Below are 16,437 nucleotides of genomic sequence, written 5' to 3'. Positions count from 1 at the left end.
TAAGATAAGCATTGATTATTTTAGGAGAATTCGGATGAAAAATGCTTTTGCCCTCTCGTTAGCGGCTATGTTACTCTCTTTCGGGGCGTATGCCTCAGAACACCATGCCCCCCATTGGGATTACGATGCTCACGGACCTGCCCACTGGTGCGATTTCAGTGCGATCTGCAAAGATGGAAAAGCCCAGTCGCCGATCGACATCAAAACGGCCGATACCGTTTCCATCGCCCCGAACCATGTTATCAAGCTCGATGAAAACGTTCAGGCCAAAAGCCAGATCGTCGATAACGGCCATGCCATTCAGGTCAATGTCGAAAACGGCGGAAAAATCAGTGTCGAGGGGGTGGACTATCAGCTGGTACAATTTCACTTTCACGGCAAAAGCGAAGAAAAAATCAATGGGAAACAGTACGATCTGGTTGCCCATATGGTGCACAAAAGCACCTTCGGCAACCTTCTTGTCGTAGGGGTTCTTTTCGAAGAAGGGAAAGAGCGCAATGCGATGCTCGATACGGTAACGAGCGGCGTCGGCACGGCCGGCACCCTTAACCCCGCCCAGCTGCTTCCGAAAAACAGCGACCGTTACTTTCACTTCATGGGGTCTCTGACCACTCCGCCGTGCAGCGAAAACGTCCGCTGGTATGTGATGAAAGAGATCCAAAGCGCAACCAAAGAGCAGATTGCCGCGATGCGCAAGTTCTACGATCACAACTACCGCCCGGTACAGCCCCTTAACGGCCGCATCGTAGAAGCGAAATAAATGCTATAATCTCACCCAAAAACGGGTTGAGATTGAAATTTTTACTTCTGCTTGTGCAAAGCGTCTGGCTGATCGCTTCGACGCTCCATCTGAGCGCATCCTCCAATCCCGCACGCCTTAATCCTCTGATCGCGACCGATTCGGCCAGTTCCTCCATTTCCGGTTTTTTATTCAATTCGCTGGTCAAATACGACGAGAGCGGAAAAAAAGTTATCGGCGATCTGGCCGAGTCGTACCGCTTCCTCACCCCGACGCTGATCGAGTTCAAGCTTCGCCGCGGCGTGTTGTGGCATGACGGCAAGCCGTTGACGGCAAAAGATGTTGCCTATACGTACGAACTGATCCGCTCGCCGAAGGTCGTTACTCCCTATGCCAGCGATTTCCGGGTTGTCAAATCACTCAGTGTCATCGACGATTATACGGTGCGCGTAGCATACGAAAAACCCTATTTCAAAGCGCTTGAGATCTGGATGATGGGGATCGTTCCCCGTCACATTCTGGAAAAAGAGAGCGACGTGATGGGGAGCCGCTTCAATACGGCACCCGTAGGGACAGGCCCCTACATCCTCAAAAAGCTTGAATTTTCCAAACAGATCGTTCTCGAAGCCAATCCCCGCTATTTTGAACATCCCCCCAGGATCGACCGGATCGTTTTTCACGTCATCGCCGATCCGATGACGCGGTTTTTAATGCTCAAATCAAACCAGATCGATGTAAGCGCGCTGGAACCGATGCAGTACGAGCGGCAATTGGATAAGGCGTTTCACAAACAGTTCAAAACGCTCGAACTTCCCTCCCACAGCTATACCTACCTCGGGTTTAACCTGCGCCTCAAAAAGTTTCAGGACCCCAGAGTGCGCGAAGCGCTCTCGCTGGCGATCGATCGTCAATCTTTGATCGATTTGCTGTTTTTGGGACACGGCAACGTATGCACCGGCCCTTTTTTGCCGGGAAGCAACGGGTACAACGGCAGTATCAAAGCCCCCGATCGCAATGTGAAAAAAGCCAAGGCGCTGCTCAAAGCGGCCGGTTACGACGAAAAGCATCCGCTGACGTTTGAAATCGCGACCTCCAATTCCAACATGATTCGTCCGTATGCGGCGGAGATTATGCAGCGACAGCTGGCGCAAATCGGTGTCAAAGTGACCCTGAAAGTGATGGAGTGGCAGGCATTTTTGAACACCGTTGTCGCTCCGCGCAAATTCGACGCCGTCTTGCTGGGATGGGCCCTCTCGCTTACTCCGGACCCTTACGCCCTCTGGCACTCCGATAGCGACGTTCCCGGAGGATTCAATCTGGTCGGTTACCGCTCCAAAACGGTCGACCGTTTGATCGAAGAGATGGAAGGATCGGTCGATCCGCAAAAAATCGCCGCGTTGCAGCGCCGCATTTATGCCAAGATTGCGGAAGACAACCCGTATCTGTTTTTGGTGATTCCGAACGACATCAATGTGTACAGCCGCTCAATCAGGGGGGTAAAACCCACCGTTAACGGCATCTGGGAAGATTATATCAGCTGGGAGAAAAAGTGAAAAAAGTAATCCTTTTTGATTTGGACGGGACATTGATCGACTCGACCGAGGCGATTGTCGAGAGTTTCCGCCACTCTCTAAGCGTGCACGGCGAGATAGCCGGCGTTTCGGAAACGCAGATCACTTCGCAGATCGGCCATACGCTTGAGACGATGTTCGCCGCCGCCGGTGTTCCGATGCCGCGTATAGATGCGCATGTGGCCACGTACAAACTCTATTACCGCGAGATTTCGCGCCAGAAGACCGTTTTGCTTCCGGGTGCAATCGAGGCGATAAAAGAAGCGGCAGCCTTTGCGCGGCTGGGGATCGTCACGACGAAAACGGGGCTGTATTCCCGGGAACTGATGGAGCATTTCGGAGTCATGGGACACTTTGAGGTATTGATCGGCCGCGAGCATGTTGAGAACCCAAAGCCGCATCCCGAACCGATTTTCAAAGCGCTAGAGGTAATGAACGCGACAAAAGAATCGGCATGGATGATCGGCGATACCCGTTTGGACATTGAAGCATCTCGCCGTGCCGGAATCGAAAGCGTAGCCGTGACCAGCGGGTATGATAATAAGGAACAATTACTCACATTAACAGATATTATAAAACCCGATGCCCTCGAAGCGGTCCGATATATCGCTGAACGGGGCTGAAAGTAACATATTTTCTTTCCAAGTCAGACTCCCATAAAGTGAAAAGCTACATTTAAGAGCAACTTTCATAAAATACACGCATTGATAAAGATTCAACTTAAAACTTAAGTCATGAGGGAGAATTCATGCTAGAGATTCGATGGCATAGTCGAGCCGGACAAGGTGCCGTTACAGGTGCAAAAGGTCTTGCAGACGTTGTATCCACCACCGGTAAGCATGTTCAGGCATTCGCGTTTTACGGTTCGGCTAAACGCGGAGCGGCGATGACGGCGTATAACCGTGTCGACGACAAAGCGATTTTGAACCACGAGAAGTATATGAGACCTGACTATGTTTTGGTTATCGACCCCGCTCTGGTTTATGTCGCCGATATCACCGCGAATGAAAAAGACAATACGATCTACATCGTGACGACACACATGAGCACCGAAGAGCTTGTCGCGTCTCAGCCGAAACTGCAGGGGAAAAAAGTTTACACCGTAGACTGCATCAAGATAGCTCAGGAAACGATCGGGAAAGCGATCCCCAATACACCTATGCTCGGTGCGCTGATGAAAGTATCGGGAATGTACGATATCGAGTTTTTCAAAGAGAGCATGATTAAAGTTCTCAAAAAACTTCCTCAAAAAATTATCGATGCCAACATGATCGCGATTCAACGCGCGTATGATGAAGTGAAATAAGGAGCACATGATGGAAAAAAAAGGATGGGATGGATTCGAAATCGGTGCCATGCTCCGATCGTTTGACGGAGCAACACGCGATATCGCTACGATGCTCCCCGAAAATCGCCCTTATTCACAGTCAAACTCGTTCACCGCGAGCGTTGCGGACTGGCGTATCGAAAAGCCTTTGTTTAACAAAGACTACTGCATCGACTGCCAGTTTTGCTGGGTATACTGCCCGGATATGTCGATTATTTCGCGCGACAAAAAAATGGTCGGTGTCGATTATGACCACTGTAAAGGGTGCGGTATTTGTGTGGAAGTCTGTCCGACGAATCCAAAATCGTTGTTGATGTTCCCGGAGCAAAAAGACGAAGAGATTGCCCTTGCCGAATGGCCTCAAAAAGATAAAAATGCTAAAGCAGAAGAACCAAAGGAAGACTAATGGCTGATACAATGGAACTACGCGACATTGAAGTCTGGGACGGGAATATGGCGGCAAGCCAGGCGCTTCGCCAAGTACAGGTAGACGTTGTTGCCGCTTACCCGATTACCCCATCGACTCCGATCGTTGAAAATTATGCGAATTTCACCGCTAACGGCTATGTCGACGGCGAATTCGTGATGACCGAATCCGAACACGGCGCGATGTCATGCTGTATCGGTGCGGCGGCAGCGGGCGGACGTGTTGCGACTGCTACGTCGTCACAAGGCTTTGCTTTGATGGTCGAAACCCTCTATTCCGCATCGGGAATGCGTTTGCCGATCGTTTTGAACGTCGTAAACCGTGCTCTCGGAGCGCCTCTCAACGTTAACGGCGACCACTCGGATATGTATCTCGGACGCGACAGCGGATGGATTCAGATCGATTGTTACAACCCTCAAAACGCGTACGACATGAACATGATCGCTTTCAAAGTTGCGGAAGACCACGATGTCCGCCTTCCGGCAATGGTTCACCAAGACGGGTTTATGACGTCGCATACGGCGCAGGGCGTCAAAACTCTGACAGACGAACAAGTTTACAATTTCGTCGGCGAATTCAAACCGATGAACGACATGCTTGATCTGGACCATCCCGTAACGCACGGCGTACAAACCGAAGAAGACTGGCATTTTGAGCACAAAGCACGTCAACAGCACGCGTTGATGACGGTCGTGTTGCCAAAAATCCAGACCGCGTTCGATGAGTTTGAAAAATTGACCGGACGCAAATACAATCTCGTTGAAACGTACAACATGGAAGACGCTGAAATTGCCGTGGTATGTATGGGAACGTCGGTAGAGACTGCCGAAGAGGTATCGAACGAGCTTCGCGCGCAGGGAATCAAAGCGGGCGTAGTCGGAATCCGCGTATTCCGTCCGTGGCCGTTGGAGCAAATTGCCGAAACACTCAAAGGGGTAAAAGCGATTGCTGCATTGGACCGCTCAAGCCCGCACGGGACCGTCGGAACGCTTTACAATGAGCTTGCCGGGTCTCTTTTCAACACCGGTACGAACGCCGTTTTGACAAACTATATCTACGGCTTGGGCGGACGTGATTTGACTAAAGCACATTTGGTAGGGATCTATAACGATCTTAAAGCAAACATGGACGCGGGTAAACCGACGACTCCATTGCAGCAATACATCGGTCTGCGCGGACCGAAACTTTCGTTTTTCTAAGGAGTAGGCGATGTCTGAAATTAAAAAAATCAAGAACCTAAAAGAGTTTTCGACTTCTGCTGACCGCTTTGAAGGTGCAAACCTTCTTTGCCCGGGCTGTGCCCACTCGATCATTGTCCGTGAAGTCCTGAACGCTACGAACGACGATTTGATTCTTGCCGCTTCTACGGGATGTCTTGAAGTTTGTACGGCGGTCTATCCGTACACTTCATGGGATGCATCATGGATCCACATCGGATTCGAAAACGGTTCGTCTGCCGTTGCGGGTGCCGAAGCGATGTACAAAGCGCTTAAAACCAAAGGGCGTCTGAAACAGCCGGACCGTACTCCTAAATTCGTCGCTTTCGGCGGAGACGGTGCGACGTACGATATCGGTTTCCAGTGGATTTCGGGATGTTTCGAGCGCGGACACAACATGATGTACGTTTGTTTGGACAATGAAGTCTACGCCAATACCGGAGGACAGCGTTCGTCTTCGACACCGATCGGTGCGTCTGCAACGACGACTCCCGCCGGCCGCGTGAGCTACGGTGAGAAAATGAACAAAAAAGACATGATGGCCATCATGGCGGCACACGGCGCTCCGTATGTGGCACAGGTCGCTCCGAACAAATGGAAAGACATGGTAGCCAAAATCCAAAAAGGATTTGCGGCAGAAGGCCCGGTTTATATCAATGCGATGTCGGCGTGTACGACCGAGTGGAAATTCGCACCGGAAGACACGATCGCTATTTCCGATCTGGCGACCGATTCGTTGGTTTTCCCGCTGTACGAAATCATCGACGGTACCAAGCTGAACATCACATACCGTCCGAAGAACGTTATTCCGGTTCGCGATTACCTCGGTGCGCAGGGACGTTTCAAACACCTGTTTACCAGCAAATACGAGCATCTCATCGAAGAGTGGCAAGCCCGCGTCGATGCGAAATGGGATTACCTCCAGCGTCGCGAAGAGGCAAGTGTCTAAGACACTTCCTCCCCTCTCAACCCTCCTCATTCTTTCTTAAATAATCTTTTTTCATACTATTGGAACTCTCTTTGCTTTTTATCCAAAAACAACTATTTTGGAATTGCCATGTATCGTATGACGTATAACCACAAAGGCGTTACCGGATGCTCCGCGCGCGGAATCGCCAAACGCAACAGCAAAGAAGAGCTGCTGAAGCTGGCCGAAGAGCTTAAGGATTCTATTTGCAACATCGAAATCCGGCCGATCGAAGGAACGGTAGAACAACGGCTGCCGATGGAGCTATTTTTGAACATGAAAGAGCTGAAATGAGCCGTTATTTTCTCGTACTCGATGCTGGGACGGGGAGTATCCGCTCTATTGTCTTTGATACCCTCGGTAATCAAATCGCCATTGCACAATACGAATGGGAACATATTTCCGAAGCGGGCGTTGCGGGATCGATGGGGTTTGATTTTGAGCGCGGATGGGAACTTGCCAAGCGGTGCATCCGAGAATCCATCGCTGCCTCAGGCATCAATCCTGCTGATATAGCGGCGGTCTCTGCCTCGAGTATGCGTGAGGGGATTGTCGTTTATGACGGCGAAAAACGGGAACTCTGGGGGGTGGCGAATGTCGACGGACGTTCAGGCAAAGAAGTAGCCTATCTTAAACGCACTTATCCGACATTGGAACAAGAAAGTTACGCCAAGAGCGGTCAAACCTTTGCCCTCTCTGCCGCACCGCGATTGCTGTGGCTGAAAAACAATCGCCCGTCAGTGTATGAAAAAGCCCGCTATTTTACGATGATCAGCGATTGGATACTCTTCAAGCTCAGCGGAGAGTTGGCGTCTGAGCCTTCCAATGGAGGAACGGCAGGGGCATTCAGTCTGCGAAACCGCTCATGGAACAAGAGTGAATTTGAACAATGCGGACTTAAAGATCTCTTTGTACCGATACGCGAGAGCGGAGAGGTATTGGGACCTGTCAGCGCAGAGGCCACTGTCGAGACGGGATTGAGCACGGAAACCCTCGTCGTCATGGGGGGCGGAGACGTTCAGATCGGCACGGCGGGTCTGGGGGCTTCAAAACTCGGCGATGCGGTCGTATTGGGCGGGAGCTTTTGGCAGCAGGTGGTCAATATCCCATCCGATGCGATACTCTCCGATGAGATGCTGTTACGGGTGAATCCGCACGTGGTATGCGGGATGTCTCAGGCAGAGGGGATCACTTTTTTTACGGGGCTGGTGATGCGCTGGTTTAGGAACAGCTTCGGATGCGGGAAAAGCTACGGCGAGCTTGAAGAGATGGCTAAAACGGTACCGCTCGGATCGTACGGCATCACCCCGGTTTTTAGCGATCGGATGAACTACGGCGAGTGGATACATGCCTCCCCCTCATTCATCGGTTTGGGGCTGGATGAATCCAAATACAACGTCGCATCCATGTTTCGCGCACTCGAAGAGAACGCGTGTATCGTAAGTGCGATCAACATGGAGAACATCAAAGCCTTTAGCGGCGTACGTCCAAGCTCCATCACCTTTGCGAGCGGGGCAGCTAACGGAGCTTTATGGTCACAGATATTGGCCGATGTCACAGGTCTGGAAGTGCGTGTTCCGGTAGTCAAAGAGGCAACGGCGTTGGGTGTGGCAATGGCTGCGGGAATCGGCGCAGGAGTCTATAAAAGCTTTGAAGAAGCAGGGAAAGAGATCGTTAAAATTGAGCGGACGTATGAACCGAACGGGGCCAATCACGCTCAGTATGGCGAGATAAAAGAAAAATGGCTCAAAGTCTACTCCAAGCAAATGGAGTTGGTTCGCGAGGGGACACTGGAGCCTATGTGGAAGGCTCCGGGAATTTAAAAAATATAAGCTGCTTCGGTGAGGAGGTCTAACTCTTCGGTGTACTTGTCATCGACAAACGGTTCGTAGTGCGATTTGTAGTATGCGTAATGTTCCGTGTGTTTATGCCCCTCCAGTGACGCCTCGTCTGCCCATGATTCAACGGCGAAGAACTTACGCGGATTGCTCTGTGATTGGAAAATGTAGTAAAACAAACATCCCGGTTCTTTGAGCGAGGGGGCAACCATATCCTCTAATAATTTTTTTACCGTAGCGATATGCTCCTCTTTGGCGATAAAGGTCACTTTTTTTGTAATTTTCATAGATTTAATCCTTATTTTTTAAGTTTGGCCTGTTCAAGTTCCCAGTATTCCATGTCGAACATTTGAGCAAGCGTGAGCGATCCCCACCCGCCGAGCTGCTCTGCCGAGAGGATTGCGGTGATCGTATGTTCGACGATATCGGCGATGACAGCCGCTTCTTGGGCGTCTTTGCCCAGAGCTACGGCGCCCAGACCCTCGATGATCGCGTAACGGGGAGCGAGATCGAGGCAGATGTGCTCACCGGAAGCATGGGCATCGAAATAGTCACGATAGTCGCGCACAAATTCAGCCATCCCCGCAGAGACGTCTTCGCGGATCAGCACGGGAAAGGGCTTGATGCGGATAACATGCTCGGGGGTGAGCTCGCCGTTGCGAATGATATTTTTGAGATTCGGCAGACGCGAAAGGGTCAGAGCTTGAGGCGAATCGAGGAGTACGGCGGTAATGTCGGTACCGCGCAGCGACGATGTTTCCTCCGTGAGTGTTGAGAGGAGAGCCGAATCGGCTTTACGGGCACACTCCGTACTCGGAAGGCTCACGCGAGCTTTAAGGTACTCTTCGGCAACGGTGACGATGTCGATCATCTTCTCGTAGGCGCGTTTGGCATCATCGTCAAAGGTAAAAACGCCGTGATGCATCAGAACCATCCCTTTCAGGGTATTCCAATCGATCGTGCGCGTCAGATTGTAAATATGCTTGGCCAACTCAAATCCCGGCATGACGTAGTCGATCACAAGCATATCGGGACCGTACAGCGCTTGAACGAGTTTTTTGCCCTCGGGCGTATTGGTCAGGGTGGCGACGGCATCGGCATGGGTATGATCAACATACGCAAACGGGATGATCGCATGCAAAATCGCTTCAATCGAAGGGTTCGGAGCGCTCTGATCGGACATCGCCTCACGCTGTTCTTTGACCATTTGGGCATCGGAGAGTCTCTCGCGCCCGGCCATGGCGCATAATGCCCCCAAATCGACGGGGGAAAACCCCGGTTTTTCGATCGTGTCGAGGTTCCAGCCGCTCCCTTTGACATAAAGCGTCGTGCCGATTTTGACGGAGGTATTGCCTCCTCCGTGGAGAACCAAGTTTTTGTCCCGGCCCAGCAGCTGCGACGTATAGACCCTCATGGCCAGAGGGTCGTTGCGGAATGAGACGGCCGTTGCATCGTCGAAAAGGCTTTTCATAGGGTTACACCTTTGGTTTAATCCCCGAATTATAGCGATGCGACAGTGAAATATGCTAATATTGCTTCAATTAAAGATAAAAATCAAGGATTTTCATGCCGTTACTCGACAGTTTTTGCGTAGACCACACCATCATGCCCGCTCCCGCCGTTCGCCGTGCAAAGGGGATGAAAACCCCAAAAGGCGATGATATCACCGTTTTTGACCTCCGTTTTTGCCGCCCGAACGAGGCGGTTCTCTCTCCCGAGGGGATTCACACCCTCGAACATCTTTTTGCGGGATTTATGCGCGATCACCTCAATTCGGATCAGACCGAGATCATCGATATCTCTCCGATGGGATGCCGCACCGGATTTTATATGAGCGTTATCGGGACGCCGAGCGAAGAGGTTGTTGCTGAGGCATGGGAAGCGTCGATGAAAGACATTCTCGAAGTCAAATCACAAAACGATATCCCCGAACTCAATATTTACCAATGCGGTACGTATAAAATGCACTCCCTCGAAGACGCCAAAGCGATTGCCGCCGAAGTGCTTCGCAAAGACATCGACATCATGGACAACGAGGCGCTGAAGCTGGACCTCTCGAAGGTAGAAAAATAATGCTGCTTTTGTTGCCGATGGACGGCGATGATACTCAGGAATCTGAACTCACGGGTATTCTGAGCGCAGCGCATTGGGCAACCGTCGAAATCGAAGAGGGGCGGGTGGTCGAGATCAACTTCTATGCCGACCGTTCCGGCATCGAGGGATGGCTCGATGCGGTCATCGTCACCAACAACTACGAACCGGTTATGGAGTTTATCGACAATCAGATGATGGTTCTCGTCGCCCCGCATCAGCGCACCATCGACGATATCGTCGAAGCCTATTTATTCAGAGAACTGCACGATTTGTCAGTATGACTTCCTTCTGCGATCTTTTTCAGACGTCGCCTCAGATGAAAATTATGGTGGCGACTTCGCACGCCGACGGATTGATTTCTGATATCTGCACCTTTTTGGAGCCCTTCAATGCAACGGTAGACATTTCGCTCTTTCCGGGTGAGCATACGGAACATGTCTCCCCCCTCATCGGCAAAACAGACACGATCAAGGATTTTCATTCGCCGATCCGTTCCGCCACCCGCGATTACGAGACGATCGTTCTCCAAGATGTTTTGCACGTGCATGCGCTTCCTCACAAACTCTTGCAGCTGATTTACCGCTCATTGGAAAACTCTGCCGAAATCATCGTTGTCCAGTCCAAAGGGACGGCGGAAAGTTCTGAAATCGAGGCTCTTTTGGAGAGATCGGAATTTCGTGCGGCCAATACGATCAGCGATTTGATAGAGGGGTACGATGTGATCGTGGCGAAGAAAATGCATATGTGGGGTAACGGACTATGAAAAAGTGGGTACAAAGCGACGACGGAAGTTATACGGCCTACAGCAGCGAATACGACGAACATTACCATTCGACCAAAGACGGCGCCCTCAACGAATCGCTCAAAAAACACATTGAGCCCGCTTTTGCGCTTCACGCGGATAAAGATCATTTGCGACTGATCGACATCTGTTTCGGGCTTGGGTTCAACACTCTTCTCAGCCTCTATTACCGCGACACCTATTTTCCCGATACGACGCTCGAAATCTACTCTCCCGAACTCGACGGTGATCTGGTCGCTTCGCTGAGTGATTTCCCCTATCCCGAGATCTTTGAACCGTATCGCAACATTATCACCGACATTGCGACTTTGGGCGGCTACGAGGACGAGCGGACGCAAATCACCGTCGAGATCACCGATGCCAGAGCCGCGATGCGGGAGCTGGAGGGGAGATGGGACGTGTGCTATCAGGATGCGTTCAGCCCCTCAGCCAATCCGATGCTGTGGACGAGAGAATACTTTGCCGACATTGCGCGGCTGATGGGCGAAGAGGGGATAGTGACAACCTATTCGACGGCGCTTGCGACCCGGCTTGCTTTGCATGAAAACGGTTTTAACGTCTATCTCAATTCGGGGGAAGGGTATCGCAACGCGACGCTTGCCTCGAGACGGGTATTGGAGAATTATGAGAGGGTGGACATGGCGCACAAGATCGCCTGCAACCCTCATGCGCAATCGCTCAAAGACGAAAGTGCGGCTCTTTGAAGCGGTAGTGCTCGATCAAATGGCGGAGACGGTTGAGGTTAAAACGCCAAAAATGTGCGGAATCGAATTCGGGATGGGCAATGATTTTCTCAAACAGCGCTTCGTCGTCCAAACCCGGTTCGTTGCGGTCGCATTCTTGCATGATCCGCTCCAGCAGCTCGACCGATTCGGGAGTCGTGTCATCGTCGCTGAGGCGTCGGACCGGGAGAAACGCATAGAGTTTCCATACGGTGAGGATCAAGCCTGCGACAAACGATCCCAGCATGATCCATTCAAGCGGTTTCAATGGTACTCCTTCGGCGTTTACTAATACAAAGAATGGATGCGGTCGATATCGTCCCAGCCCATGCTTTTGGGTTTTGATGCGCTGAGAATGTGGCGCATGTAGCGGGCGAAGACGTCGGTTTCGATGTTGACCCGCGTCCCTTTTTTGTAGGTGCCGAACAGCGTTTCGCGCATGGTGATCGGGATGATCGTGAGACGGAACGCGTCGTCGTAGACGTCATTGACGGTCAGGCTCACTCCGTCGATCGTGATCGAGCCTTTGGGGGGGATAAGGGGGATGAATTCGCTCTCGACGTCGATGATGACGTCGTAGCTGTTGCCGTTGTCGGTTACGGATCGGACGGTGCCGACCGTATCGACGTGCCCCTGTACGATATGCCCCTCGAACCGATCTCCCATCGCCATCGCCGGTTCGATGTGCACGTCTCCCGAAAGTTTTTCGGTTGCGATATGCGAGAGGGTTTCGGGGGAAAGCTCGACGCTGAAGCCGTCGCTCTCGATGCTCACGACCGAGAGGCAGGTGCCGTTGACGGCGATGGAGTCGCCGAGTTTGGGTTTATGCGCGGCTTTGAGGCTGAGGCGGTTGCCCCCGAAACTTTTCACCTGCGCCATCTCTCGAATCAATCCCGTAAACATGAAACCCCTTCGTTAAAATACTATTTTACCCTCTTCTTGCAAGGAGCGGATAATGCTTTTGGCTTTTTCATGACCGTTATAGGCCGCTTTGCGGCACCACTCCAGCGCCAGATCGTGATTCGCTTCGCATCCCAGACCCTGATCGAACATCAGTCCGAGGTTGTACTGGGCTTCGGCGAGGTTCGCTTCGGCGGCGCGCGAGAAGCAAAGAAAGGCCCGGGCAAAATCCTGCATGACCCCATGCCCCTCTTTGTAGAGGACGCCGAGGTTGTTGAAGGCATTGGCGTTGCCCCGTTTGGCGGCTTCTTCGTACCAGAATGCCGCTTCGGAGAAGTTCTGGACGCACCCCAGACCCCGCTCCAAACTTAGCCCCGCCTCGTATTGCGCCTGAGCAAACCCCAAAACGGCGGAGCGCAGCAGCAGTTCGTGCGCTTTGAACTGATCGTGTGCCACCGCCACACCGTCGGCATACATGAGGGCCAGATTGTACAGGGCCGCCGGTTCATCCAGCTCGGCGGCTTGGGCATAGAGGGCAAACGCCTTTTCCACAGAGCTTTCCATACCGAGCCCCTTTTGGTGCATGTATCCCAATGAGGCGAGGGCGGCGGGATTGTTTTGGAGGGCTAAATCTTCAAACAATTCCGCCGCTTCGGGATAGTTGCCGGCGTTAAAAGCATCAAATGCGCGTTGAAGCATCTATCGTACCTTTTCGTTTTTCGCGAGATTATAGCGGAGCACCCTTAACGGCGCACTTTTCTGGTCTCGCGTTGTTTTTCTTTAAGTTTTGTGACAACATCCTTGAGCCGTTCTTTCTCTTCCAGAAGCTGGTCTCGGATAAGGTGTTCTTCATCACCGTCGATTTGCGGATCGTATTCGACCGGGCTAGGATCGTAATTTTGAAGCATTTCTTCCAATGTTTTGGGCTTGTCGTTATTCATGGCAATCTCTCGTCATCAAAAGGTTTTCTTAATTCTAGGCTATTTTTCCTTTGGATTTTATAGCTTTCAACATTGGAGGTTATAATTGCGTTAATAATTTATGCAAAGAAGAATATTATGCACTATGACGTTATCGTAGTCGGCGGCGGACATGCCGGAGTAGAAGCGGCCCTGGCATCGGCGCGGATGGGACACAATACCCTGATGGTATCGATTCTGGCCGAACAGGTGGGGGCGACGAGCTGCAATCCCGCTGTCGGCGGATTGGCCAAGGGGCATCTGGTACGCGAACTTGATGCACTCGGCGGCGAGATGGGGCTGTTGACGGATGAAGCCGGAATACAGTTTCGCATCCTCAATATCACCAAAGGGCCTGCCGTACGCGGCAGCCGCGCACAGATTGACATGGACCGCTACCGTGTCATCGCCCGCAACACAATTCTGACGACCCCCAATCTCAGCCTGATTCAAGAGACGGTCAACGCCCTGATTGTCGAGGATGACACGGTCGTCGGCGTCCGCACCCATTTGCTCAACGACTACCGTGCGGCCCGCGTCATCCTGACGACGGGAACGTTTCTCAACGGTGTCGTCCACATCGGCGAAGTGACGCAGGAAGCGGGACGGTTCGGTGAATTTGCGGCGAAGGGCCTGAGCGATCAGCTCCGAGAGCTCGGGCTGAACGTCGGACGGCTAAAAACGGGTACATGCCCCCGCGTCGACAGCTCCTCGATCGATTTTTCGGTTATGGAACTTCAAGACGGCGACGAGCTTCCCAACCCGTTCAGTTTCCGGACCGACCGGGAGAAATTTGCCCGTGAAAAAAAACAGCTCCCCTGCTACATCGCCTACACGAACGAAGAAACCCACAGCCTGATCGAAGGAAACTTCCACAGAGCACCCCTCTTTACGGGACAGATCGAGGGGATCGGACCGCGTTACTGCCCCAGTATCGAGGACAAGATTAACCGCTTTCGGGACAAAGAACGCCATCATCTCTTCATCGAGCCGCAGACGGCGGAGAATACCGAGTGCTACATCAACGGGATGAGTACGTCGCTTCCGCCCGACGTGCAGCGCGCGATGATCCATTCGGTGCAGGGGATGGAAAACGCGAAAATCGTCCGCTACGGCTATGCGATCGAATACGATTACGTCGATCCGACCGAGCTGCGCCACAGCCTTGAGACGAAAAAGATCAAAAACCTCTACTGCGCCGGACAGATCAATGGGACGACGGGATACGAAGAAGCAGCAGCCCAGGGGCTGATGGCGGGAATCAACGCCGCGTTGTCGCTGCAGGGCAAAGAGCCGTTGATCCTGCGCCGCGACGAAGCCTACATCGGCGTACTGATCGATGATCTGGTGACCAAAGGGACAAAAGAACCCTACCGGATGTTCACCTCCCGCGCCGAATACCGATTGCTGCTGCGCGAAGAGACCGCCGATTTGCGTCTGGGTCACTACGGCCATGCCATCGGTTTGCTCGACGATGCGCAGATAGAGAGGATCGAGACCAAACGGCGCCAAATCGCCGAGGGGTTGAAGCTGCTCGAAGAAACCGTGTACACTCCGAACAAAGAGTTTCTGGCAGTGCTCGAAGCGATGGACGAAGAGAGAATCAGCGATAAACTGACCGCGTTGCAGCTCGTATCGCGCAAAACGTTCGATCTGGACAAGCTGGTCCGATTGTTTCCGCAGTTCGGAGAGCTTGACCCCTACATCCAAGAGCAGATTCTGATCGAGGCCAAATACGCCCGCTACGTCGAAAAGCAAAGCGACGACATCAAGCGGATGGAATCAATGCTCCATATCGCGATTCCTGAGAATTTTGATTTCAAATCGGTTTCGGGACTCTCCAAAGAGATCGTCGAAAAACTGGAGCGGTTCAATCCTCCGACCTTGCAGGCGGCGTCCCAAATCAGCGGCATCACCCCCGCGGCTCTGGACATTCTGCATATTTACATCAAGATGGCGGCAAAAGGAAAATAATGCGATATTTCTATTACGTTCACACGGGTCACCGCATCGGTTTGGACCGCTTTCACCGTGCGGCCGCGATTGTCAGCCGGCTTCAGGAGTTCATGGACATCACGTTGCTGTGCTCCGATTTTCGGATTGCCGCACAAGCCCGTGACTACGGGATAAAACGTGCCGTCGGTGTCGACGTGGTGCGCAACATTCCCCAAATCGCGCAACACGGGGACAAAATCATTTTTGATTCCGCCGAACTCAACCCGACGCTGCTTGAGGATATGACCCGGTTTTTTTCTACTTTTATCCGCGTCACGGACGATCCGGCAGACACAAAACATCCGAATGAATTTTTGATCTCTCCGTATTTGGACGGAGAGGGGATATGCAAAGCGGTTGCGATTGACGAACGCTATTACGATCAGCTTCCAAAAACGATTCCGACGGCGCTGTTTTTCGGGGATGACGATTACGAGAAAGATCTGGAAAAATATCAGGAGGTCTTTAAACCGGCAAAAATGGATCTGCTGATGGGCTTTTACCATTTTCTCGGGTATGAGAACAGTCTCAAAGAGAGTTTCGGGACGATCCATGATGCCGAAGCGTACGATGAGGTGGTCCGCCGTACCGACGTTCTGATCAGCGCATCGCCTCAGGCGGTACTCCAAAACCTCGCGGGCGGCGGCCGTCCGGTCTATCTGCAAAGAGCCGATTATGCGGATGATTTCATCCCTTTGTTTGCAACGCTCAATATTCCCGTCGTAACGGCATTGACACAAGAACAGCTTATGCAAGCCATAAGTACCGCTTTATCAAACAACTATCACCAAATCGACAAAAGCAACACAAAAGTAATCGAATTCATAAGGAAAACTTTCGATTTTAGTGAAACTTAAACCTTTTTAACTTATGATGGAA

The 16,437-nt window shown here is 52.0% G+C and carries 21 protein-coding genes; 15 read left to right on the top strand and 6 right to left on the bottom strand.

Annotated elements, in window-relative coordinates; genetic code table 11:
- Nucleotides 1-34 precede the first annotated feature (34 nt).
- From JU82_RS01955 to lsrK, 9 genes are all read left to right on the top strand, one after another.
- Complete coding sequence (locus JU82_RS01955) at nt 35-760, top strand: carbonic anhydrase (RefSeq protein WP_037945900.1); 726 nt, start codon at nt 35-37, stop codon at nt 758-760.
- 32 nt (nt 761-792) lie between these two features.
- Nucleotides 793-2,292 (top strand): peptide-binding protein, encoded by a 1,500-nt coding sequence (locus JU82_RS01950; protein WP_037945897.1) that lies wholly within the window; start codon nt 793-795, stop codon nt 2,290-2,292.
- Complete coding sequence (locus JU82_RS01945) at nt 2,289-2,933, top strand: NIF family HAD-type phosphatase (protein WP_037945895.1); 645 nt, start codon at nt 2,289-2,291, stop codon at nt 2,931-2,933. Before JU82_RS01950 ends, JU82_RS01945 begins: the two co-directional genes overlap by 4 nt.
- Nucleotides 2,934-3,058: 125 nt before the next feature.
- Complete coding sequence (locus JU82_RS01940) at nt 3,059-3,616, top strand: pyruvate flavodoxin oxidoreductase subunit gamma (protein ID WP_037945893.1); 558 nt, start codon at nt 3,059-3,061, stop codon at nt 3,614-3,616.
- Nucleotides 3,617-3,626: 10 nt separating this feature from the next.
- The gene (locus JU82_RS01935; protein ID WP_037945891.1) at nt 3,627-4,043 is read left to right on the top strand and encodes a 4Fe-4S dicluster-binding protein; all 417 of its coding nucleotides are present in this window, start codon (nt 3,627-3,629) and stop codon (nt 4,041-4,043) included.
- Nucleotides 4,043-5,263 (top strand): 2-oxoacid:ferredoxin oxidoreductase subunit alpha, encoded by a 1,221-nt coding sequence (locus JU82_RS01930; protein WP_037945889.1) that lies wholly within the window; start codon nt 4,043-4,045, stop codon nt 5,261-5,263. The genes JU82_RS01935 and JU82_RS01930 overlap by 1 nt, the downstream gene beginning before the upstream one ends.
- 10 nt (nt 5,264-5,273) lie before the next feature.
- On the top strand, nt 5,274-6,230 hold the full coding sequence (locus JU82_RS01925) for a thiamine pyrophosphate-dependent enzyme (protein WP_037945887.1): 957 nt from the start codon (nt 5,274-5,276) through the stop codon (nt 6,228-6,230).
- A 108-nt stretch (nt 6,231-6,338) separates the two neighbouring features.
- Nucleotides 6,339-6,542, top strand: a complete 204-nt coding sequence (locus JU82_RS01920) for a hypothetical protein (RefSeq protein ID WP_037945885.1) — start codon at nt 6,339-6,341, stop codon at nt 6,540-6,542.
- Nucleotides 6,539-8,071 carry an autoinducer-2 kinase gene (gene lsrK, locus JU82_RS01915; RefSeq protein ID WP_037945883.1) on the top strand — a complete coding sequence of 511 codons (1,533 nt, stop codon included), beginning with the start codon at nt 6,539-6,541 and terminating at the stop codon, nt 8,069-8,071. The genes JU82_RS01920 and lsrK overlap by 4 nt, the downstream gene beginning before the upstream one ends.
- Here lsrK and JU82_RS01910 read toward each other — a convergent pair.
- Nucleotides 8,068-8,373, bottom strand: coding sequence for a putative quinol monooxygenase (locus JU82_RS01910; RefSeq protein ID WP_037945881.1), 306 nt, complete (start codon nt 8,371-8,373; stop codon nt 8,068-8,070). The two genes, lsrK and JU82_RS01910, sit on opposite strands and share 4 nt — an antisense overlap.
- Nucleotides 8,374-8,384: 11 nt before the next feature.
- Entirely contained in the window at nt 8,385-9,557 is a 1,173-nt protein-coding gene (locus tag JU82_RS01905) for a class II aldolase/adducin family protein (RefSeq protein ID WP_037945879.1), read from the bottom strand.
- A gap of 95 nt (nt 9,558-9,652) precedes the next feature.
- Here JU82_RS01905 and luxS point away from each other — a divergent pair, with 95 nt between their 5' ends.
- The 4 genes from luxS to JU82_RS01885 are packed head-to-tail and all read left to right on the top strand — an operon-like array spanning nt 9,653 to nt 11,686.
- On the top strand, nt 9,653-10,159 hold the full coding sequence (gene luxS / locus JU82_RS01900; RefSeq protein WP_037945878.1) for an S-ribosylhomocysteine lyase: 507 nt from the start codon (nt 9,653-9,655) through the stop codon (nt 10,157-10,159).
- Complete coding sequence (locus JU82_RS01895; RefSeq protein ID WP_037945876.1) at nt 10,159-10,461, top strand: hypothetical protein; 303 nt, start codon at nt 10,159-10,161, stop codon at nt 10,459-10,461. The genes luxS and JU82_RS01895 overlap by 1 nt, the downstream gene beginning before the upstream one ends.
- 35 nt (nt 10,462-10,496) lie before the next feature.
- The gene (locus tag JU82_RS01890) at nt 10,497-10,943 is read left to right on the top strand and encodes a hypothetical protein (RefSeq protein ID WP_294892002.1); all 447 of its coding nucleotides are present in this window, start codon (nt 10,497-10,499) and stop codon (nt 10,941-10,943) included.
- Nucleotides 10,940-11,686 (top strand): MnmC family methyltransferase, encoded by a 747-nt coding sequence (locus tag JU82_RS01885; RefSeq protein WP_037945875.1) that lies wholly within the window; start codon nt 10,940-10,942, stop codon nt 11,684-11,686. Before JU82_RS01890 ends, JU82_RS01885 begins: the two co-directional genes overlap by 4 nt.
- On the opposite strand, the gene JU82_RS01880 is transcribed toward JU82_RS01885, so the two are convergent.
- The 4 genes from JU82_RS01880 to JU82_RS01865 are packed head-to-tail and all read right to left on the bottom strand — an operon-like array spanning nt 11,661 to nt 13,545.
- The gene (locus tag JU82_RS01880; RefSeq protein ID WP_294892001.1) at nt 11,661-11,972 is read right to left on the bottom strand and encodes a hypothetical protein; all 312 of its coding nucleotides are present in this window, start codon (nt 11,970-11,972) and stop codon (nt 11,661-11,663) included. The genes JU82_RS01885 and JU82_RS01880 overlap by 26 nt on opposite strands.
- Nucleotides 11,973-11,992: 20 nt before the next feature.
- Nucleotides 11,993-12,607, bottom strand: coding sequence for a riboflavin synthase (locus JU82_RS01875; RefSeq protein ID WP_037945873.1), 615 nt, complete (start codon nt 12,605-12,607; stop codon nt 11,993-11,995).
- Between the two features lie 12 nt (nt 12,608-12,619).
- Nucleotides 12,620-13,303: a tetratricopeptide repeat protein gene (locus JU82_RS01870; protein WP_037945871.1), complete on the bottom strand. Its 684-nt coding sequence runs from the start codon at nt 13,301-13,303 to the stop codon at nt 12,620-12,622.
- A gap of 44 nt (nt 13,304-13,347) precedes the next feature.
- A complete protein-coding gene (locus tag JU82_RS01865; RefSeq protein WP_037945868.1) occupies nt 13,348-13,545 on the bottom strand; it encodes a hypothetical protein in 198 nt (65 codons plus the stop codon).
- A gap of 117 nt (nt 13,546-13,662) precedes the next feature.
- Here JU82_RS01865 and mnmG point away from each other — a divergent pair, with 117 nt between their 5' ends.
- Nucleotides 13,663-15,537 (top strand): tRNA uridine-5-carboxymethylaminomethyl(34) synthesis enzyme MnmG, encoded by a 1,875-nt coding sequence (gene mnmG / locus JU82_RS01860; protein ID WP_037945866.1) that lies wholly within the window; start codon nt 13,663-13,665, stop codon nt 15,535-15,537.
- Nucleotides 15,537-16,415 carry a hypothetical protein gene (locus JU82_RS01855; RefSeq protein WP_037945864.1) on the top strand — a complete coding sequence of 293 codons (879 nt, stop codon included), beginning with the start codon at nt 15,537-15,539 and terminating at the stop codon, nt 16,413-16,415. The genes mnmG and JU82_RS01855 overlap by 1 nt, the downstream gene beginning before the upstream one ends.
- The last annotated feature ends 22 nt before the right edge of the window (nt 16,416-16,437 follow it).

Origin of the sequence: Sulfuricurvum sp. MLSB, assembly GCF_000747095.1 — a bacterium.
Taxonomy (GTDB): domain Bacteria; phylum Campylobacterota; class Campylobacteria; order Campylobacterales; family Sulfurimonadaceae; genus Sulfuricurvum.
The sequence above is the reverse complement of the archived record's forward strand: the minus strand, read 5'-3'. Positions and strand labels throughout refer to the sequence as shown.

Bases quoted from the DNA above. Each gene is read 5' to 3' on its own strand.
- lsrK (WP_037945883.1), top strand. From the start codon at position 6,539: ATGAGCCGTTATTTTCTCGTACTCGATGCTGGGACGGGGAGTATCCGC.
- JU82_RS01870 (WP_037945871.1), bottom strand. From the start codon at position 13,303: ATGCTTCAACGCGCATTTGATGCTTTTAACGCCGGCAACTATCCCGAA.
- JU82_RS01875 (WP_037945873.1), bottom strand. From the start codon at position 12,607: ATGTTTACGGGATTGATTCGAGAGATGGCGCAGGTGAAAAGTTTCGGG.
- JU82_RS01930 (WP_037945889.1), top strand. From the start codon at position 4,043: ATGGCTGATACAATGGAACTACGCGACATTGAAGTCTGGGACGGGAAT.
- JU82_RS01920 (WP_037945885.1), top strand. From the start codon at position 6,339: ATGTATCGTATGACGTATAACCACAAAGGCGTTACCGGATGCTCCGCG.
- JU82_RS01925 (WP_037945887.1), top strand. From the start codon at position 5,274: ATGTCTGAAATTAAAAAAATCAAGAACCTAAAAGAGTTTTCGACTTCT.
- mnmG (WP_037945866.1), top strand. From the start codon at position 13,663: ATGCACTATGACGTTATCGTAGTCGGCGGCGGACATGCCGGAGTAGAA.
- JU82_RS01890 (WP_294892002.1), top strand. From the start codon at position 10,497: ATGAAAATTATGGTGGCGACTTCGCACGCCGACGGATTGATTTCTGAT.
- JU82_RS01940 (WP_037945893.1), top strand. From the start codon at position 3,059: ATGCTAGAGATTCGATGGCATAGTCGAGCCGGACAAGGTGCCGTTACA.
- JU82_RS01905 (WP_037945879.1), bottom strand. From the start codon at position 9,557: ATGAAAAGCCTTTTCGACGATGCAACGGCCGTCTCATTCCGCAACGAC.
- JU82_RS01910 (WP_037945881.1), bottom strand. From the start codon at position 8,373: ATGAAAATTACAAAAAAAGTGACCTTTATCGCCAAAGAGGAGCATATC.
- JU82_RS01865 (WP_037945868.1), bottom strand. From the start codon at position 13,545: ATGAATAACGACAAGCCCAAAACATTGGAAGAAATGCTTCAAAATTAC.
- JU82_RS01895 (WP_037945876.1), top strand. From the start codon at position 10,159: ATGCTGCTTTTGTTGCCGATGGACGGCGATGATACTCAGGAATCTGAA.
- luxS (WP_037945878.1), top strand. From the start codon at position 9,653: ATGCCGTTACTCGACAGTTTTTGCGTAGACCACACCATCATGCCCGCT.
- JU82_RS01885 (WP_037945875.1), top strand. From the start codon at position 10,940: ATGAAAAAGTGGGTACAAAGCGACGACGGAAGTTATACGGCCTACAGC.
- JU82_RS01855 (WP_037945864.1), top strand. From the start codon at position 15,537: ATGCGATATTTCTATTACGTTCACACGGGTCACCGCATCGGTTTGGAC.
- JU82_RS01935 (WP_037945891.1), top strand. From the start codon at position 3,627: ATGGAAAAAAAAGGATGGGATGGATTCGAAATCGGTGCCATGCTCCGA.
- JU82_RS01955 (WP_037945900.1), top strand. From the start codon at position 35: ATGAAAAATGCTTTTGCCCTCTCGTTAGCGGCTATGTTACTCTCTTTC.